The organism is Actinacidiphila sp. DG2A-62 (assembly GCF_035825295.1).
Classification (GTDB): domain Bacteria; phylum Actinomycetota; class Actinomycetes; order Streptomycetales; family Streptomycetaceae; genus Actinacidiphila.
Window position 1 is genome coordinate 6,812,863 of sequence record NZ_JAYMGI010000002.1, and the last position, 15,366, is coordinate 6,828,228.

The 15,366-nt window shown below is 75.5% G+C and carries 10 protein-coding genes, 2 pseudogenes and 1 riboswitch; of the genes and pseudogenes, 10 read left to right on the plus strand and 2 right to left on the minus strand.

What is annotated here, in order from left to right:
* The first annotated feature begins 41 nt into the window (after positions 1–41).
* From VSR01_RS30540 to VSR01_RS30555, 4 genes are all read left to right on the plus strand, one after another.
* Complete coding sequence (locus tag VSR01_RS30540) at positions 42–1,487, plus strand: M16 family metallopeptidase (RefSeq protein ID WP_326452253.1); 1,446 nt, start codon at positions 42–44, stop codon at positions 1,485–1,487.
* Positions 1,484–2,869 carry a M16 family metallopeptidase gene (locus VSR01_RS30545; RefSeq protein WP_326452254.1) on the plus strand — a complete coding sequence of 462 codons (1,386 nt, stop codon included), beginning with the start codon at positions 1,484–1,486 and terminating at the stop codon, positions 2,867–2,869. The genes VSR01_RS30540 and VSR01_RS30545 overlap by 4 nt, the downstream gene beginning before the upstream one ends.
* A gap of 351 nt (positions 2,870–3,220) precedes the next feature.
* Positions 3,221–3,375, plus strand: a riboswitch (cyclic di-AMP (ydaO/yuaA leader).
* A 15-nt stretch (positions 3,376–3,390) separates the two neighbouring features.
* On the plus strand, positions 3,391–4,278 hold the full coding sequence (locus tag VSR01_RS30550; RefSeq protein WP_326452255.1) for a M23 family metallopeptidase: 888 nt from the start codon (positions 3,391–3,393) through the stop codon (positions 4,276–4,278).
* Between the two features lie 296 nt (positions 4,279–4,574).
* Positions 4,575–5,249 (plus strand): GntR family transcriptional regulator, encoded by a 675-nt coding sequence (locus VSR01_RS30555; RefSeq protein WP_326452256.1) that lies wholly within the window; start codon positions 4,575–4,577, stop codon positions 5,247–5,249.
* Positions 5,250–5,560: 311 nt separating this feature from the next.
* Here VSR01_RS30555 and VSR01_RS30560 read toward each other — a convergent pair whose 3' ends face one another.
* Positions 5,561–5,842, minus strand: coding sequence for an HPr family phosphocarrier protein (locus VSR01_RS30560; RefSeq protein ID WP_326452257.1), 282 nt, complete (start codon positions 5,840–5,842; stop codon positions 5,561–5,563).
* Positions 5,843–5,945: 103 nt separating this feature from the next.
* Between VSR01_RS30560 and VSR01_RS30565 the strand changes: the two are divergent.
* The 6 genes and pseudogenes from VSR01_RS30565 (at position 5,946) to VSR01_RS30590 (ending at position 13,665) form a co-directional block, all read left to right on the plus strand.
* Positions 5,946–8,674, plus strand: a pseudogene (locus VSR01_RS30565) (bifunctional acetate--CoA ligase family protein/GNAT family N-acetyltransferase).
* A gap of 228 nt (positions 8,675–8,902) precedes the next feature.
* On the plus strand, positions 8,903–9,487 hold the full coding sequence (locus VSR01_RS30570; RefSeq protein ID WP_326452258.1) for a DUF5998 family protein: 585 nt from the start codon (positions 8,903–8,905) through the stop codon (positions 9,485–9,487).
* 18 nt (positions 9,488–9,505) lie between these two features.
* Positions 9,506–10,711, plus strand: coding sequence for an alkaline phosphatase family protein (locus tag VSR01_RS30575; protein ID WP_326452259.1), 1,206 nt, complete (start codon positions 9,506–9,508; stop codon positions 10,709–10,711).
* 52 nt (positions 10,712–10,763) lie between these two features.
* The gene (locus tag VSR01_RS30580; protein WP_326452260.1) at positions 10,764–11,411 is read left to right on the plus strand and encodes a thymidine kinase; all 648 of its coding nucleotides are present in this window, start codon (positions 10,764–10,766) and stop codon (positions 11,409–11,411) included.
* A gap of 101 nt (positions 11,412–11,512) precedes the next feature.
* On the plus strand, positions 11,513–12,700 hold the full coding sequence (locus tag VSR01_RS30585; RefSeq protein ID WP_326452261.1) for an ROK family transcriptional regulator: 1,188 nt from the start codon (positions 11,513–11,515) through the stop codon (positions 12,698–12,700).
* Between the two features lie 129 nt (positions 12,701–12,829).
* Positions 12,830–13,665 (plus strand): annotated as a pseudogene (locus tag VSR01_RS30590) (sulfurtransferase).
* A gap of 343 nt (positions 13,666–14,008) precedes the next feature.
* Here VSR01_RS30590 and sepH read toward each other — a convergent pair.
* Entirely contained in the window at positions 14,009–15,121 is a 1,113-nt protein-coding gene (gene sepH / locus VSR01_RS30595; protein ID WP_326452262.1) for a septation protein SepH, read from the minus strand.
* Positions 15,122–15,366 lie beyond the last annotated feature (245 nt).

Consider the following 15,366-nt stretch of genomic DNA (forward strand, 5'->3'; position numbering starts at 1 on the left):
CTACGCAGTCACGCAGCAGCGACCGGAAGGACAGCTTGCCCATGGGTCACACGGCCACGCCGGAGGCACACTCCAGCGGCCTGACAGCCACCGAGCACCGCTTGGCGAACGGCCTGCGGGTGGTGCTCTCCGAGGACCACCTCACCCCGGTCGCGGCCGTCTGCCTCTGGTACGACGTCGGTTCACGCCACGAGATCGAGGGGCGGACGGGCCTGGCCCACCTCTTCGAGCACCTGATGTTCCAGGGCTCGGCCAACGTCCACGGCAACGGGCACTTCGAGCTCGTCCAGGGCGCGGGCGGCTCGCTCAACGGCACCACCAGCTTCGAGCGCACCAACTACTTCGAGACCATGCCCGCCCACCAGGTCGAGCTGGCACTGTGGCTGGAGGCCGACCGGATGGGCAGCCTGCTCACCGCGCTGGACCTGGAGAGCCTGGACAACCAGCGGGACGTGGTGAAGAACGAGCGCCGCCAGCGGTACGACAACGTGCCCTACGGCACCGCCTTCGAGCGGCTGACGGCGCTGGCCTACCCCGCGCCGCACCCCTACCACCACACGCCCATCGGCTCGATGGCGGACCTGGACGCGGCGTCGCTTGAGGACGCCCAGGCGTTCTTCCGCACCTATTACGCGCCGAACAACGCGGTGCTCGCGGTGGTCGGCGACATCGACCCGCGGCAGACGCTCGCCTGGGTCGAGAAGTACTTCGGCACCATTCCCGCGCACGACGGCAAGCCCGCGCCGCGCGACGGCTCGCTGCCGCCGGTGATGGGCGCCCAACTGCGCGAGGTGGTCGAGGAGGACGTGCCCTCGCGCGCCCTGATGGCCGCCTACCGGCTGCCGGAGGACGGCACCCGGGAGAGCGACGCGGCCGACCTGGCGCTGACGGTGCTCGGCGGCGGCGAGTCCTCCCGGCTGCACAACCGCCTGGTGCGCCGCGACCGCACCGCGGTGACGGCCGGCTTCGGCCTGCTGCGGCTGGCCGGCGCGCCCTCGCTGGGCTGGCTGGACGTCAAGGCGTCCAGCGGCGTCGAACTGCCGGTCATCGAGGCCGCGGTGGACGAGGAGCTGGCCCGGTTCGCGCAGGAAGGGCCGACGGACGAGGAGATGGAGCGGGCCCAGGCGCAGTTGGAGCGCGAGTGGCTGGACCGGCTGGGCACCGTCGGTGGGCGCGCCGACGAACTGTGCCGGTACGCCGTGCTGTTCGGCGACCCGCAGCTCGCGCTGACCGCGGTGGACCGGGTGCTGTCGGTCACCGCGGCCGAGGTCAAGGCCGTCGCCGCGCAGCGGCTGCGCCCGGACAACCGGGCGGTGCTGGTCTACGAGCCGACCGGCGGCGCGGACAGCGCCGACGCGCAGGACGCGCAGGACGCGCAGGCCGAGCAGGGCGCGGACGAGGACAACGAGGCCGCCGCCGCGGCCCCCGCCGCCACCGAGCGGGCCGCCACCGTCGAGGACACCGTCGAGGAAGAGGGCCGGGCGTGAGCGAGACCGCCGCCGTCATGACGTTCCATCCGCAGCCGCAGGCCGGCGAGCCCAAGCCGTGGGCGTTCCCGGCCCCCGAGCGCAGCACCCTCGGCAACGGCCTGGCGCTGCTCACCTGCCACCGCCCCGGCCAGCAGGTGATCGCCGTCGAGGTGCTGCTGGACGCACCGCTGGACGCCGAGCCCGAGGGGCTGGACGGCGTCGGCACCATCATGGCCAGGGCGCTGTCGGAGGGCACCGACGAGCACACCGCCGAGGAGTTCGCGGCCGAGCTGGAGCGCTGCGGCGCGACGCTGGACGCGCACGCCGACCACCCCGGGGTCCGGGTCAGCCTCGAAGTGCCGGTCCGCCGGTTGGACAAGGCGCTCGGCCTGCTCGCCGAGGCGCTGCGGGCGCCCGCCTTCCCCGAGGACGAGGTCAAGCGGCTGGTCGCCAACCGGCTCGACGAGATCCCGCACGAGCTGGCCAACCCGTCGCGGCGCGCCGCGATGGCGCTGTCCAAGGAGCTGTTCCCGGCCGAGCTGCGCTGCTCCCGCCCCCGCCAGGGCACCGAGCAGACCGTGCGCAATATCGACGCGGCCGCGGTGCGCGCCTTCTACGCCGCGCACGTCCGGCCGGCCACCGCCACCGCGGTGGTCGTGGGCGACCTGGCCGGGATCGACCTGCCCGCGCTGCTCGACGGCACGCTGGGCCGCTGGACCGGCACGCCCGGCACGCCGCGGCCGCGGCCGGCGATCACCGCGGACGACACCTCCCGCGTGGTGATCGTGGACCGCCCGGGCTCGGTCCAGACCCAGGTGCTCGTCGGCCGCACCGGCGGCGACAAGCACGACCCGGTGTGGGCGGCGCAGGTCCTCGGCACCTACTGCCTGGGCGGCACCCTCACCTCCCGGCTCGACCGGGTGCTGCGCGAGGAGAAGGGCTACACCTACGGCGTGCGGGCCTTCGCCCAGGTGCTGCTGTCCAACGCGGACGGCACCGGCGCCGCGCTGCTCGGCATCAGCGGCTCGGTGGCCACCGAGGTCACCGGCCCGGCGCTGGCGGACGCCTGGCAGGTGATCCGCACGCTCGCCGCCGAAGGACTGACCGACGACGAGCGGGACGTCGCGGTGCAGAATCTGGTGGGCGTCGCGCCGCTGCGCTACGAGACGGCGGCAGCGGTCGCCGGCACCCTGCTGGACCAGGTCGAGCAGCAACTGCCCGACGACTTCCAGGCCGGGATGTACGCGCGGCTGGCCGCCACCGGAACCGTCGAGGCGACCGCGGCGGTGGTCAACGCCTTCCCGCTGGACCGTCTCGTGGTGGTGCTGGTCGGCGACGCGTCGAAGATCGCCGATCCGGTGCGGGAGCTGGGCATCGGCCCGGTCGCCGTCATCAGCTGACCGGCGCGCGCCGCGCCGCTCGGACCGCTCGGACCGCTCGCACCGCGGCGCTTGCACCGCCCTCGCGGTGACGCGTCCCCCGGACCCCGGTCGCCCGCACGGCGGCCGGGGTTCGGCGCGTCCACGGGCGCCCGGGGGCGTCCGAGAGTGTCCGAGGGGCGTCCGAGCGCCGGTTCCCCGCAGGCGTCGACTTGATGCCCAATATGCCGTTTTGGCCAGTTGTATGAGCCTGCGGAGGCGTGTGTGGCGTGCGCTACATATCGGCCGATCTGTTTGGTGCGGGGCCGAACGCCCGGTTAGCGTCAACGCTCGTTGTCCTCGGGACAGCGGCGTCCGGTCCTCCGGGCGCACACCCGTACATCGCCGAGTCCCCGTCCAGGGGAGCCGGGGACCCACTTTCCCCGGGGTGAATCGGGAGGAGGTCCGCCACCGCGGCGGCCGCCCCCGTAGGAGACCTTCCTGCTCCGAACCCGTCAGCTAACCCGGTAGGCGAGAAGGAAGGAAAGGAGTGACGCCTCCTCATGGCGTTCCCCGTTCGTCCCGCCCTGCGCGGGAAGCACCGCAGGCCGCGCCGTGGCCGCACCACCGCCACCCTGGCCGGCGTCGCCGTCCTGACCGCCGCGGGCGCGTTCGGCGCCACCGCGATGGCCTCGCCGGGCGAGGCCGAGCCGGCCACCGCCCAGAGCACCGTCTTCACCCAGGCCGCCGACGTCCCCGGCTCGCTCGCCCAGACGCTGGCCGCGCAGGCCGACGCCCAGCACAAGGCCGCCGCCGAGAAGGCCGCGGCGAAGGCCAAGGCGGAGAAGGCCCGCAAGGCCGCCGCGGCGCGCAAGGCCGCGGCCGAGCGCAAGGCCGCCGCAGCGGCGAGGGCCAAGGCCGCCGCCGCGGCGAAGGCGCAGGCCGCCGCCCGGGCCAAGGCCGCCGCGGCGAAGGCCGCGGCCGCCCGCAGCACGCAGGCCACCGCCAGCCGTTCCACCGCCCGCACCTCGCTGAGCGCAAGCTCCGGCTACATGAAGCCGGTCGGCGACGCGCCCATCGGCACCGGCTACAAGGCGTCGGGCTCGATGTGGTCCAGCGGCTCGCACACCGGCGTCGACTTCCTGGTCGGCTCCGGCACGCCGGTGCACGCCGTCGCCGCGGGCACCGTGGTCTCGGCCGGCGCCGACGGCGCGTACGGCAACGACGTGATCATCCGGCACGCCGACGGCAAGTACACGCTCTACGGCCACCTCACCGAGCCGCTGGTCTCGGCCGGGCAGACGGTCACCGAGGGCCAGGAGATCGGCATCTCCGGCGCCACCGGCAACGTCACGGGACCGCACCTGCACTTCGAGGTGCGCACCACCCCCGACTACGGCTCGGACATCGACCCGGTCGCCTACATGGCGTCCAAGGGCGTCACCATCTGACCCCGTCCGTCGCGTCCCACCCCGTTCCCCGAGAGCGGCCCGTCCCCCGAGAAGGCCCCGGCACCCCGCCGGGGCCTTCTCGCAATGCGGGGATACTTTTCTTTTCCCCGACGTGCTGGAATGGAGTCCGGCACAATGCCGGAAGGAAAACCGGGCGGATAAGGGGAGCAAGGGGTCTCGGTGATGGGCGATCGGCGGAATCGGGTGGGACGGATCGACCGGGTCGACCGGATCGTTCGGATCGACCGCGTCGGCCGGAATGACCGGCCGGATCTGCGGAACCGGTGGATTCACCGGTGAACGGGACGGACGGCGCGGGACGCCGCATCTCCGCCCAGGTGGTGTGCACCGCGATCCGCGACGACATCGTGGCGGGGTTCTTCCCGCCGGGCGGCCGGCTGACCGAGGAGCAGCTGGCGCAGCGCTACGGCGTCTCGCGGGTGCCGGTGCGCGAGGCGCTGCGCACCCTGGAGTCCGAGGGGTTCGTCCGCACCCGCAGGCACGCCGGCGCCTCGGTCGCCGAGCCCAGCGAGCAGGAGGCGGACGACCTGCTGGAACTGCGCGCGCTGCTGGAGCCGCTGGGCGCCGCGCGGGCCGCGCAGCGGCGCACCGAGGCCCATCTGAAGGTGCTGCGCGGGCTGGTCAGGCTCGGCCAGGAGCGCGCGCCGCAGGGGGAGTCCGCCGACCTGGCCTCGCTGAGCGGCTGGTTCCACGAGACGCTCGCGCAGGCCAGCGGCAGTCCGACGCTCGCCGCGTCGCTGATCCAGCTGCGGCACAAGATCGCCTGGGTGTTCCAGGACGCGTCCCCGTCGCACCCCGCGCAGTCCTGGGAGGAGCACGCGGCGATCGTGGACGCGGTGGCGCGCGGCGACGCCGAGCGGGCCCGCCGGCTCGCGGCCGCCCATGCCGAACGCACCTCCGCGGTGAGCACCCCGAAACATCCCGTACACGCGGTGCGCCGCCGCGCTTAACAAACGCGCCGTATACAGGAGTACGGATATCGGGGCGCGCTATGCGGACTGATATCCGTGGCGCGGATTTCAGCGACGGCGCGGATAGCGCCGGAATTCCGTGTGCGGATATCCTCGCGGAGGAACGCCTCGCCGACGCGTACGCCTGCGCGCGAATACCCGTGCCCGAGAACAGGCGTGCGCGCATACCGGTGCTCGCGCATATCCGTGCGTGCGAGACACTTCGCCCGAACACTTCGCCCGAACACCTCGTGCGCATCCGCGTGCGCGCATACGCCCGCGTGCGGAGATCCGCGGCGGACGGACCGCGCTCACACGGTCTCGGGAAGCTCCTCCAGCCCCTCGGCGACCAGCTTCGCCAGGCGGTCCAGCGCGGCGTCCGCGCCCTCGGCGTCCGAGGCGAGCACGACCTCCTCGCCGCCCCTGGCGCCCAGGCTCAGCACGGCCAGCATCGAGGCGGCGTTGACCGGGCCGCCGTCGGCCTTGGCGATCGTGACGGGCACCCCGGCGGCGGTCGCCGCCCGGACGAAGATGGAGGCGGGGCGGGCGTGCAGGCCCTCCGCCCAGCCGACGGTGACGCGGCGCTCAGCCATGGTGTTGCCCTTCGGGTCGGTGACGACGTGCTTCAGAGTGCCTCTCCGCGGGCCTCCCGCGCGAGTACGCCGCGCGAGCCCCGCCCCTGACTACGCTGGGGCCATGGACGACCAGGCCCAGCACCCGTACCCCGTGCACTGGGAGGCGGACGTCGTGCTGCGCGACGGCGGGACCGCCCACATCCGGCCGATCGGCCCGGACGACGCGACGCGGCTGGTCGACTTCTACGAGAAGGTCTCCGACGAGTCCAAGTACTACCGCTTCTTCGCCCCCTACCCCCGGCTGTCCGACCGCGACGTGCGGCGCTTCACGCACCACGACTACGACGACCGGGTGGGCCTGGCCGCCACCGTGGGCGGCGAGTTCATCGCCACCGTGCGCTACGACAGGACCGACGAGCAGGGCCTGGCCACCGGGAGCGCCGGCACCCGCGCCGAGGTCGCCTTCCTGGTGCAGGACGCCCACCAGGGCCGCGGCGTGGCCTCCGCGCTGCTGGAGCACATCGCCGCCGCCGCCCGGGAGCGCGGCATCCTGCACTTCACCGCCGAGGTGCTGCCGGCCAACCGGAAGATGGTGAAGGTCTTCACCGACGCCGGCTTCACCCAGGAGCGCAGCTTCGCCGACGGCGTGGTCCACCTCGACCTCGACCTGGAGCCCACCGAGCACTCGGTGCAGGTGATGCGGGCCCGCGAGCACCGCGCCGAGGCCCGCTCGGTGCAGCGCCTGCTGCGCCCCGCGTCGGTCGCCGTGGTCGGCGCGGGTCGCCGCGCGGGCGGCGTCGGGCGCACCCTGCTGCGCAACATCGCGGCCGGCGGCTACACCGGCCGCCTGTACGCGGTCAGCCGCTCCTTCCCCGCCGAGGGCGCCGAGGTCGACGGCGTGCCCGGCCATCGCTCGGTCGCCGCGATCGGCGAGGACGTCGACCTCGCGGTGCTCGCGGTGCCGGCCGAGCGCGTCCCCGAGGCCGTCGACGACTGCGGCGAGGCGGGGGTGCGCGGCCTGCTGGTCGTCGCCGCCGGCTACTCCGAGTCCGGCCCCGAGGGCCGCGAGCGCCAGCGCGACCTGGTGCGCAGGGCCCGCAGCCACGGCATGCGCGTCATCGGTCCCAACGCCTTCGGCCTGGTCAACACCGCCGCCGACACCGCGCTCAACGCCTCGCTGTCGCCCGAGATGCCGCTGCGCGGACGGCTCGGGCTGTTCACCCAGTCCGGCTCCATCGGCATCGCCCTGCTGTCCGGTCTGCACCGGCGCGGCGCCGGCCCCTCCACCTTCGTCTCCGCCGGCAACCGCGCCGACGTCTCGGGCAACGACCTGCTGCAGTTCTGGCAGGACGACCCGGAGACCGACGCGGTGCTGATGTACCTGGAGTCTTTCGGCAACCCGCGCAAGTTCACCCGCCTCGCCCGCCGCACCGCCGCCGTCAAGCCGGTGGTCGTGGTCAAGGGCGCGCTGCACTCCGGAGCGGTCCCGGCCGGCCACGCCGCGCCCGCCACCCGCATCCCCGACGCCACCCTCTCCGCGCTGTTCCGCCAGGCCGGCGTGCTGCGCGTGGACACCGTCACCGAACTGCTGGACGCCGGGCTCTTCCTCGCGCTCCAGCCGCTGCCGCGCGGGAACCGCCTGACCGTCCTCGGCAACTCCGAGTCGCTCGGCCTGCTCACCTACGACGCCGCGCTCACCGCGGGACTGCGCCCGGCCGCGCCGCTCGACCTGACCACCGCGGCCGGCCCGAGGACTTCGCCGCCGCGCTGCGCCGGGCGCTGGCCGACCCGGCCGGCGACGCCGTCGTGGTCACCGCGATCCCCCGGGTCGGCGCGCAGGACGCGCCGGCCGGCGACGACCCCGCGCTCGCCGCCGCGCTGCGCCGCGCCGCGGCCGGCGCGGACAAGCCGGTGGTGGTCGTGCACTCGGCGCTGGACGCGATGGCCGACCGGCTGGTCGCCCGCGAGGGCGACGGCGCCCGCGTCCCCGCCTACCGGGCCGCCGACCGCGCGGTGCGCTCGCTGACCGAGGCAGCCGCGTACGCCGCCTGGCGCGCCGGGCAGGCCGAGCCCGGCCGCATCCCGCAGTACGACGACATCCAGGAGGCCGCGGCCGCCGACGACGTGCGGCGGCTGCTGCCGGCCGGCGCGCCGCCCGGCGCCGCGGTGACGCTCGCCGACGCCGACGCGGCCGGCCTGCTCGCCCGCTACGGCATCGCGGTGCGGCCCGCACTGCCCGCGCCCGACGCGCACGCCGCGGTCGAGGCGGCGGCCCGCCTCGGCTACCCCGTGGCGCTCAAGACCACCGCGCCGCACCTGCGCCACCGCGCCGACCTCGGCGGGGTGCGCCTGGACCTGGCCGACGAGGAGGACCTGCGCCGCGGCTACGCCGAGTTGACCGCACGGCTCGGCCGGCCCGCCGAACTCCTCCCGGTGGTCCAGTCGATGGCGCCGCGCGGCGTCGACACGGTGGTGCGGGCCGGGGTCGACCCCGCGGCCGGCGCGGTGCTGTCCTTCGGGCTGGCCGGCGCGCCCTCGGAACTGCTGGGCGACGTGGCGCACCGGCTGATCCCGGTCACCGACAAGGACGCCGCGGAGCTGGTCCGCTCGATCCGGGCCGCGCCGCTGCTGTTCGGCTGGCGCGGCGCCGAGCCGGTGGACACCGCCGCGCTCGAGGACCTGCTGCTGCGGGTCTCGCTGCTCGCCGACGACCTGCCGGAGGTGGTCGGCGTCGACCTGGAGCCGGTGGTGGTCGGGGCCCGCGGGGTCGCCGTGCTCGGCGCCGAGGTCCGGCTGGCCCGGCCGCCCGCCCGCACCGACCTGGGACCGCGCGCCCTCGCGTCGTACTGAACCGGCGTCGCACCAGGCGGCACACCGGGCGGGCGTCGCACGGGACCCCCGCCGCACGGGACCCGCGCCCCACGGAACCCGCGCCCCACGGGACCCCCGCCGCACGGGACCCGCGCCCTGGGAGGACCGCGTCGTGCGGAACCCGCGCCGCGGAGGACCGCGCGACCCGGGGCCGCACCGGCGTCCGGAGGTCCGCCATCGTCACAGCGCGGCTTTAGGATGGACGCCATGGCGAAGACCGGTACGACGACGCAGGGGCTGCGCACGGCCATCGAGCGCAGCGGCTACTACCCGGGCCTGGTGGCCGAGGCCGTCGAGGCCGCGGTCGGCCGCGAGCCCGTCTCGTCCTACCTGGTCCACCAGGAGACGACCTTCGACGCCAACGAGGTGCGCCGGCACGTGACCGTGCTGGTGCTCACCGACAGCCGGTTCATCGTCAGCCACACTGACGAGCAGGCCGCCGACGACACCTCGCCCAGCCCGTACGCCACCACCTCGACCGAGTCGGTGAAGATCGGCCGGATCTCCTCGGTGGTGGTCAGCCGGGTGGTCGCCAACCCCGAGTCCTACACGCCGGGCACGCCGCCGCGCGAGGTGGTGCTGACCATCGGCTGGGGCGCGGTCTCCCGGATCGATTTGGAGCCGGCCGCGTGCGGCGACCCCAACTGCGAGGCCGACCACGGCTACACCGGCTCCTCCACCGCCGACGACCTGTCGCTGCGGGTCAGCGAGGCGGGCGACGGCCCCGACGCGGTGCGCGACACGCTCGCCTTCGCCCAGGCGCTGTCCGAGGCCACCGCGGCCACCGCCTGACGGCCGCGCCGACTCCCGATGGCCCACCAGCCCCTCCACGACCGCGACCCCGGCCCCGACCCCGCACCGCTGGACCTGTCCGCCGCGCCCGCTCCCGCCTACGGCAGCGCGGCGCTGTGCGACGTGATCCCCGCCGCCGTCGCCGGGTTCGACATCCCCGGCATGCCCCGGACCGGCCTGCGGCTGCGGCCCGCCGACCGGGTGTGCGTCTTCCTCGTCGACGGCCTGGGCTGGGAGCTGATCCTGCGCCACCCCGACGAGGCGCCGTACCTCACCTCGCTGCTGGCGACCTCGCTCGGCGGCACCGGCCGGCCGCTCACCGCGGGCTTCCCCGCGACCACCGCGACCTCGCTCGCCTCCGTCGGCACCGGCCTGCCGCCGGGCGGCCACGGCCTGGCCGGGTACACCACGCTCAACCCGGAGACCGGCGAGCTGATGAACCAGCTGCGCTGGCAGCCCTGGACCGCGCCGGAGGTGTGGCAGCCGCACCCGACGGTGTTCCGGCTCGCCGACGCCGCCGGCATCGCCACCTGCCAGGTCTCCTCGCCCACCTTCGAGCGCACCCCGCTGACCCGCGTCGCGCTGTCCGGCGGCGCCTTCCACGGACGGCTCACCGGCGAGGAGCGCGTCGACCTGGCCGCCGACCGGCTCGCCGCGGCCGACCGCGCGCTGGTCTACACGTACTACAGCGAACTGGACGCGATGGGGCACCGGCACGGCGTCGACTCCGACGCCTGGCGCGGGCAGTTGACCGCGGTCGACCGGCTGGCCCAGCGGCTGGCCGAGCAACTGCCGCCGCGCAGCGCGCTGTACGTCACCGCCGACCACGGCATGATCGACGTGCCCTTCGACGAGGAGTCCAGGATCGACTTCGACGAGGACTGGGAGCTGCGGGCCGGCGTCGCGGTGCTGGGCGGCGAGGGCCGCGCGCGGCACGTCTACGCGGTGCCCGGCGCCGCCGCCGACGTGCTCGCGGTCTGGCGCGAGGTGCTGGGCGACCGGATGTGGGTGGCCGGCCGCGACGAGGCCGTCGCCGCCGGCTGGTTCGGCCCCGACCCGGAGCCGCGGATGCTCGGCCGGATCGGCGACGTGGTGGCCGCGGCGAGCGCCGACATCGCGATCGTGGCGAGCCGCAGCGAGCCCAACGAGACCAAGATGGTGGGCCTGCACGGCTCGCTGGCCGCCGTGGAACAACTGGTCCCGCTGCTCGAAGTACGCTCCTGACGTCCCGTCCCCACCCTCCCCTGTCCCCGCTGCGAAAGGCCGCCGTTCCACCATGCCCGAGCTGGTCTTCTTCTCCGGAACGATGGACTGCGGCAAGTCCACGCTCGCCCTGCAGATCGTGCACAACCGCGCCGCGCGCGGCCTGCAGTCGGTGATCTTCACCCGGAACGACCGGGCCGGACAGGGCAAGCTCTCCTCACGGCTCGGCCTGGTGACCGACGCCGTGGAGGTCACCGACGGAATGGACCTGTACGCGCACCTGGTGGACGCGATCAGCCGCGGCGGCCGGGTGGACTACGTGATCGTCGACGAGGCGCAGTTCCTGGCCCCCGCGCAGATAGACCAGTTGGCCCGGGTGGTGGACGAACTCGACCTGGACGTCCACGCCTTCGGCATCACCACCGACTTCCGCACCCGGCTCTTCCCCGGCTCGCAGCGGCTGATCGAGCTCGCCGACCGGGTCGAGGCGCTCCAGGTCGAGTCGCTGTGCTGGTGCGGCGCCCGTGCCACCCACAACGCCCGCACCGTGGGCGGCGTGATGGTCGTCGAGGGCGCGCAGGTCGTCATCGGCGACGTGGACGAGGCGGCCGGCGAGGTCGGCTACGAGGTGCTGTGCCGGCGCCACCACCGCCGCAGGGTCACCAGCGCGACCGCGGGCGCCGGCGCGCTGTCACCCGACGTGCTCCCGGTCCACCCGTAGGGCGGGCGCGGCGGACCGGCCTTGACGCCGCGTCGCCCGGGACGGCTACCGTGCGGGGGAAGCTCACCCACACACGTCCGGGGGTCACGATCGACACGCCAGTGAACCTGCGCGAGGTGGGACGGCTACGGGTCCTGGAGGCCCTGCACACCGCCCCGCGCAGCAGCCGGCCCGAACTCGTCCGGGTCACCGGGCTGTCCCGGGCCACCGTCTCCTCGCTCATCGCCGACCTGATCGCCGTCGGCCTGGTCACCGAGGACGAGACGGCCGACGACTCCGAGCCGCGCCGCACCGGCAGGCCCGCCCAGGCGCTGTCCCTCGTGCCCACCGCCGGCTACGCCATCGGCGCCGACATCGGCCACCAGCACGTGCGGGTGATCCTGTGCGACCTGTTCGGCACCGTGCTGTGGGAGCACTGGGTCGCCAAGGAGGTCGACCGCGCCCCCGAGGAGACCCTCGACCTGGTGGCGGTCCTGGTCGGCCGGGCGCTGCAGGAGACCGGCACCGACCGCGCCCTGGTGCTCGGCATCGGCGCCGGCATCGCCTCCCCGGTGGAGAAGTCCGGCGGCGCGCTCGGCGCCGAGGGCATCATGCCGGGCTGGGTCGGCATGCGGCTGTCCGACGAACTGCGCCGCCGCACCTCGCTGCCGGTGCGGGTCACCAACGACGCCAACGCCGGGGCCCTCGCCGAACGGATGTACGGCGCCGGGCGGCACGCCGAGGACATGGTCTACGTCCGGCTGTCCGCGGGGATCGGCGCGGGCATCGTCAGCTCCGGCCGGCTGCTGCTCGGCGCCCGCGGCCTCGCCGGCGAGATCGGTCACCTGCCGCTGGTCGCCGGGGGGCTGATCTGCCGCTGCGGCAACCGCGGCTGCCTTGAGACGGTGGCGAGCCCGGTGGCCATCGCCCGCCTGCTGTCGGACAGCTGGGGCCACCCGGTGGCGCCGCGCGAGCTGCCGGAACTGCTCCGGCAGCGCGACACCGGTGCGCTGCGAGCGGTCCGGGACGCCGGCGACGCGGTCGGCCGGGCGCTGTCCACCCTGGTCACGCTGCTCAACCCGCGGCTCATCGTGGTCGGCGGGGACCTGGCGGGGGCCGGCGAGGACATCCTCGAACCCATGCGGGCGGGCGTGCGCCGGCACACCCTGCCGTCCGCGGGCGACGGCCTGGAGATCGTCACCGGCGGCCTCGGCGACGGCGCGGAGGTCCGCGGCGCGGCCGGCCTGGTGCTCGCCGACGCGCCGCAGCTCCTGGCCGCGCCGGCCTCGGTCCAGGCGGACTCGGCGTAGCGGGACGCGCCCGGACTCGGCGCGGGGCGGTGACGCGCGGGGCGCGACCGGCGGGTCCGGCGCGCGTCACCGCCCCGTGCGGCGGCCGGGCGCGCGGCGGCCGGTCGTCCGGCCGGACAGAATGGGGGCATGGAACCCCTGATCTCCGCGGCCGAGTTGGCCGCGACCCTCGCCTCGGACGCGAACCGGCCGGTCCTGATCGACGTGCGCTACCGGATGGGCGGCCCGCCCGGCCACGGCGAGTACGCCAAGGGGCACATCCCGGGCGCGCGGTACGTCGACCTGGACGCGGAGCTGGCGGACCCGCCGGGCGAGCGCGGCCGGCACCCGCTGCCCGACGCCGAGTCCTTCGGCGCGGCCATGCGCAGGGCCGGCGTCGGCCGGGACAGCGACGTGGTGGTCTACGACGACTGGAACGGCTGGGGCCGGCCCGCTGCTGGTGGCTGCTGCGCTGGGCGGGCCACGAGCGGGTCCGGGTGCTGGACGGCGGTCTCGCCGCGTGGACGGCCGCGGGCGGGGCGCTGAGCACCGAGGAACCCGCCCCCGGCGACGGCGACTTCGTCCCCGCGCTCGGCGCGATGCCGGTGCTCGACGCGGACGGCGCGGCGGCGCTGGCGCGGGACGGGCTGCTGCTCGACGCCCGGGCGGGGGAGCGGTACCGCGGTGAGGTCGAGCCGATCGACCCGGCCGCCGGGCACATCCCGGGCGCGGTCAGCGCGCCGACGCTGGACAATCTCGCGGCCGACGGGACGATGGCGCCGCCGGCGCGGTTGGCGGAGACGTTCGCGGAGGTGGGGCTGCGGCCCGGCGTCGAGGTCGGCGTGTACTGCGGGTCCGGCGTCTCCGCGGCGCAGCTCGCGCTCGCCCTCGACGTCGTCGGCGTCCGCGCGGCGCTCTACGTCGGCTCCTGGTCCGAGTGGTCCCGCGACCCCCGCCGCCCCCGCGCCACGGGCCCGACTCCCTGACCGCGGGGCCGACCGCGCGCCGGGCGTGTCGTTTCAAGGTGTCGCCCCTCGCCGGTCGACTCCGCGCCGGGCGTGCTTTCAGGGGCGCGGGGAATTGCGCGAGCAACCGTCCACGGACCGGTGGTCCGGAGCGAGCCGAATCGCCCCCCTGGGCGGTGACGTCCCGCGGGCGCGCGGTGGCGTGGGGGGCGCCCCGGGACGGAGTCCGGGGGGCGCAGTCCCCCGCGGCCCTGAGCTGAACGTCCAGCGTTGACAGGGCCACAGGACGCAGTCCGGCGCGAGCGGGACGCCCGGCGTGAGCGGGGCGCTCGGCGCGAGCCGCACGCCCGGCGGTGCGGGAGGCCTACTCCTTCTTGCGACGGCTGCCGAAGACGATCTCGTCCCAGCTGGGAACCGTCGCGCGGCGCCCCGGCCGCACCCCGTCCGCCTCGGCCTGCCGATCCGTCGTGCCGACCAGCCGCTCCCGGTGCCCGGCGACCGCCCGCGGCATCAGCACGTCCGCGTACGCGGACCCCGCGGACCCGGCCGCGCTGGCGGCCGGAGCCTCCTCCTCCGCCTCCTCGGCGGCGGCCTCCGCGGCAGGCTCGGCGTCGGGAGACGCCGTCGGAGCCGCGGGCACGACCATGTCGCCGCGGAAGCTCGGCACCGCCTCCAGCAGGCTGGTCAGCGAGTCCCGCTCCTCCGGCTCGGCCAGCTCCGCCGACGCCTCGCGCGGCTCGTCGGCCGACCGCTCCCGGTCCGGCCGCTCGGGCCGGTCCGAGCCGCGCTCCAGCGCCCGGTCCAGCGGGCGGTCGCGCGGCAGCCGGGCGATGCGCGGCACGAACGGGAAGCTCGGCTCCTGCGCCTGCGTCTGCGCGGTCTCGCCGATGAGCGAGCGCGCCTCGTCGTCCACCGCCTGCACCAGCCGCCGGGGCGGGTCGTAGGTCCAGCTCGCCGAGTGCGGCTCGCCGGCCACGCGGTAGACGAGCAGGACCTCCCACGTGCCGTCGTCGCGGCGCCAGGAGTCCCACAGCACGGTGTCCTTCTCCGCGCCGCGCAGCAGCAGCCGCTCGGACACCGCCTCGCCCAACTGCGGCCCGGTGCTCTCGCCCTGACGGCGTACCGGCGTCTTCCTGGCCCGCTCGGCCATGAAGGCGCGCTCGGCCAGCACCGGGCCCTCGAAGCGGCGGACCCGCTCGACCGGGATGTTGCCCATCTGGGCGACCTCCTCGGCGGAGGCGCCGGCCCGTATCCGCGCCTGGATGTCGCGGGGCCGCAGATGGCTCTCGACCTCGATCTCGATCTGCCCGAGGCGGGCCCGGTCGTTGCGGACCGCGGCACGCAGCCGCTCGTCGATGGGGAGCGTGTATTCCGTGCTGTCGGCAGCCTTGAGCACCAGTCGTGTGCCGTCGTTGCTGACGGCCACGACCCGCAGTTCGGGCACGGTTACCTCCCGGGTGGTGCCTGCCGACGTCACGTGCGTCGCTGCTCCCGCTGGACAGAGTGTGGCCTGCCCGGGTGCAGCGTGCCACAACCTTGCAGAGTTGCCCGGCGTGTCGGGACAACACGGTGACACGCCGTCATGGGACGGTAGTCGATTGGCCACGCTGCGTGACCAGTCGGGACGCCCCGGGACGAGCGCCTGCCGACTCCCCTCCCGCTCGTCCGAACCGCCGGTCGGGCACCGGCGGCCAGGATCGTCACGGTACTCCATTCGGGCCA

Excerpts from the sequence above, each read along its gene's own strand:
- VSR01_RS30570 (WP_326452258.1), top strand. The coding sequence starts at position 8,903 with ATGGCGAAGACCGGTACGACGACGCAGGGGCTGCGCACGGCCATCGAG.
- VSR01_RS30560 (WP_326452257.1), bottom strand. The coding sequence starts at position 5,842 with ATGGCTGAGCGCCGCGTCACCGTCGGCTGGGCGGAGGGCCTGCACGCC.
- VSR01_RS30550 (WP_326452255.1), top strand. The coding sequence starts at position 3,391 with ATGGCGTTCCCCGTTCGTCCCGCCCTGCGCGGGAAGCACCGCAGGCCG.
- VSR01_RS30580 (WP_326452260.1), top strand. The coding sequence starts at position 10,764 with ATGCCCGAGCTGGTCTTCTTCTCCGGAACGATGGACTGCGGCAAGTCC.
- VSR01_RS30575 (WP_326452259.1), top strand. The coding sequence starts at position 9,506 with ATGGCCCACCAGCCCCTCCACGACCGCGACCCCGGCCCCGACCCCGCA.
- VSR01_RS30540 (WP_326452253.1), top strand. The coding sequence starts at position 42 with ATGGGTCACACGGCCACGCCGGAGGCACACTCCAGCGGCCTGACAGCC.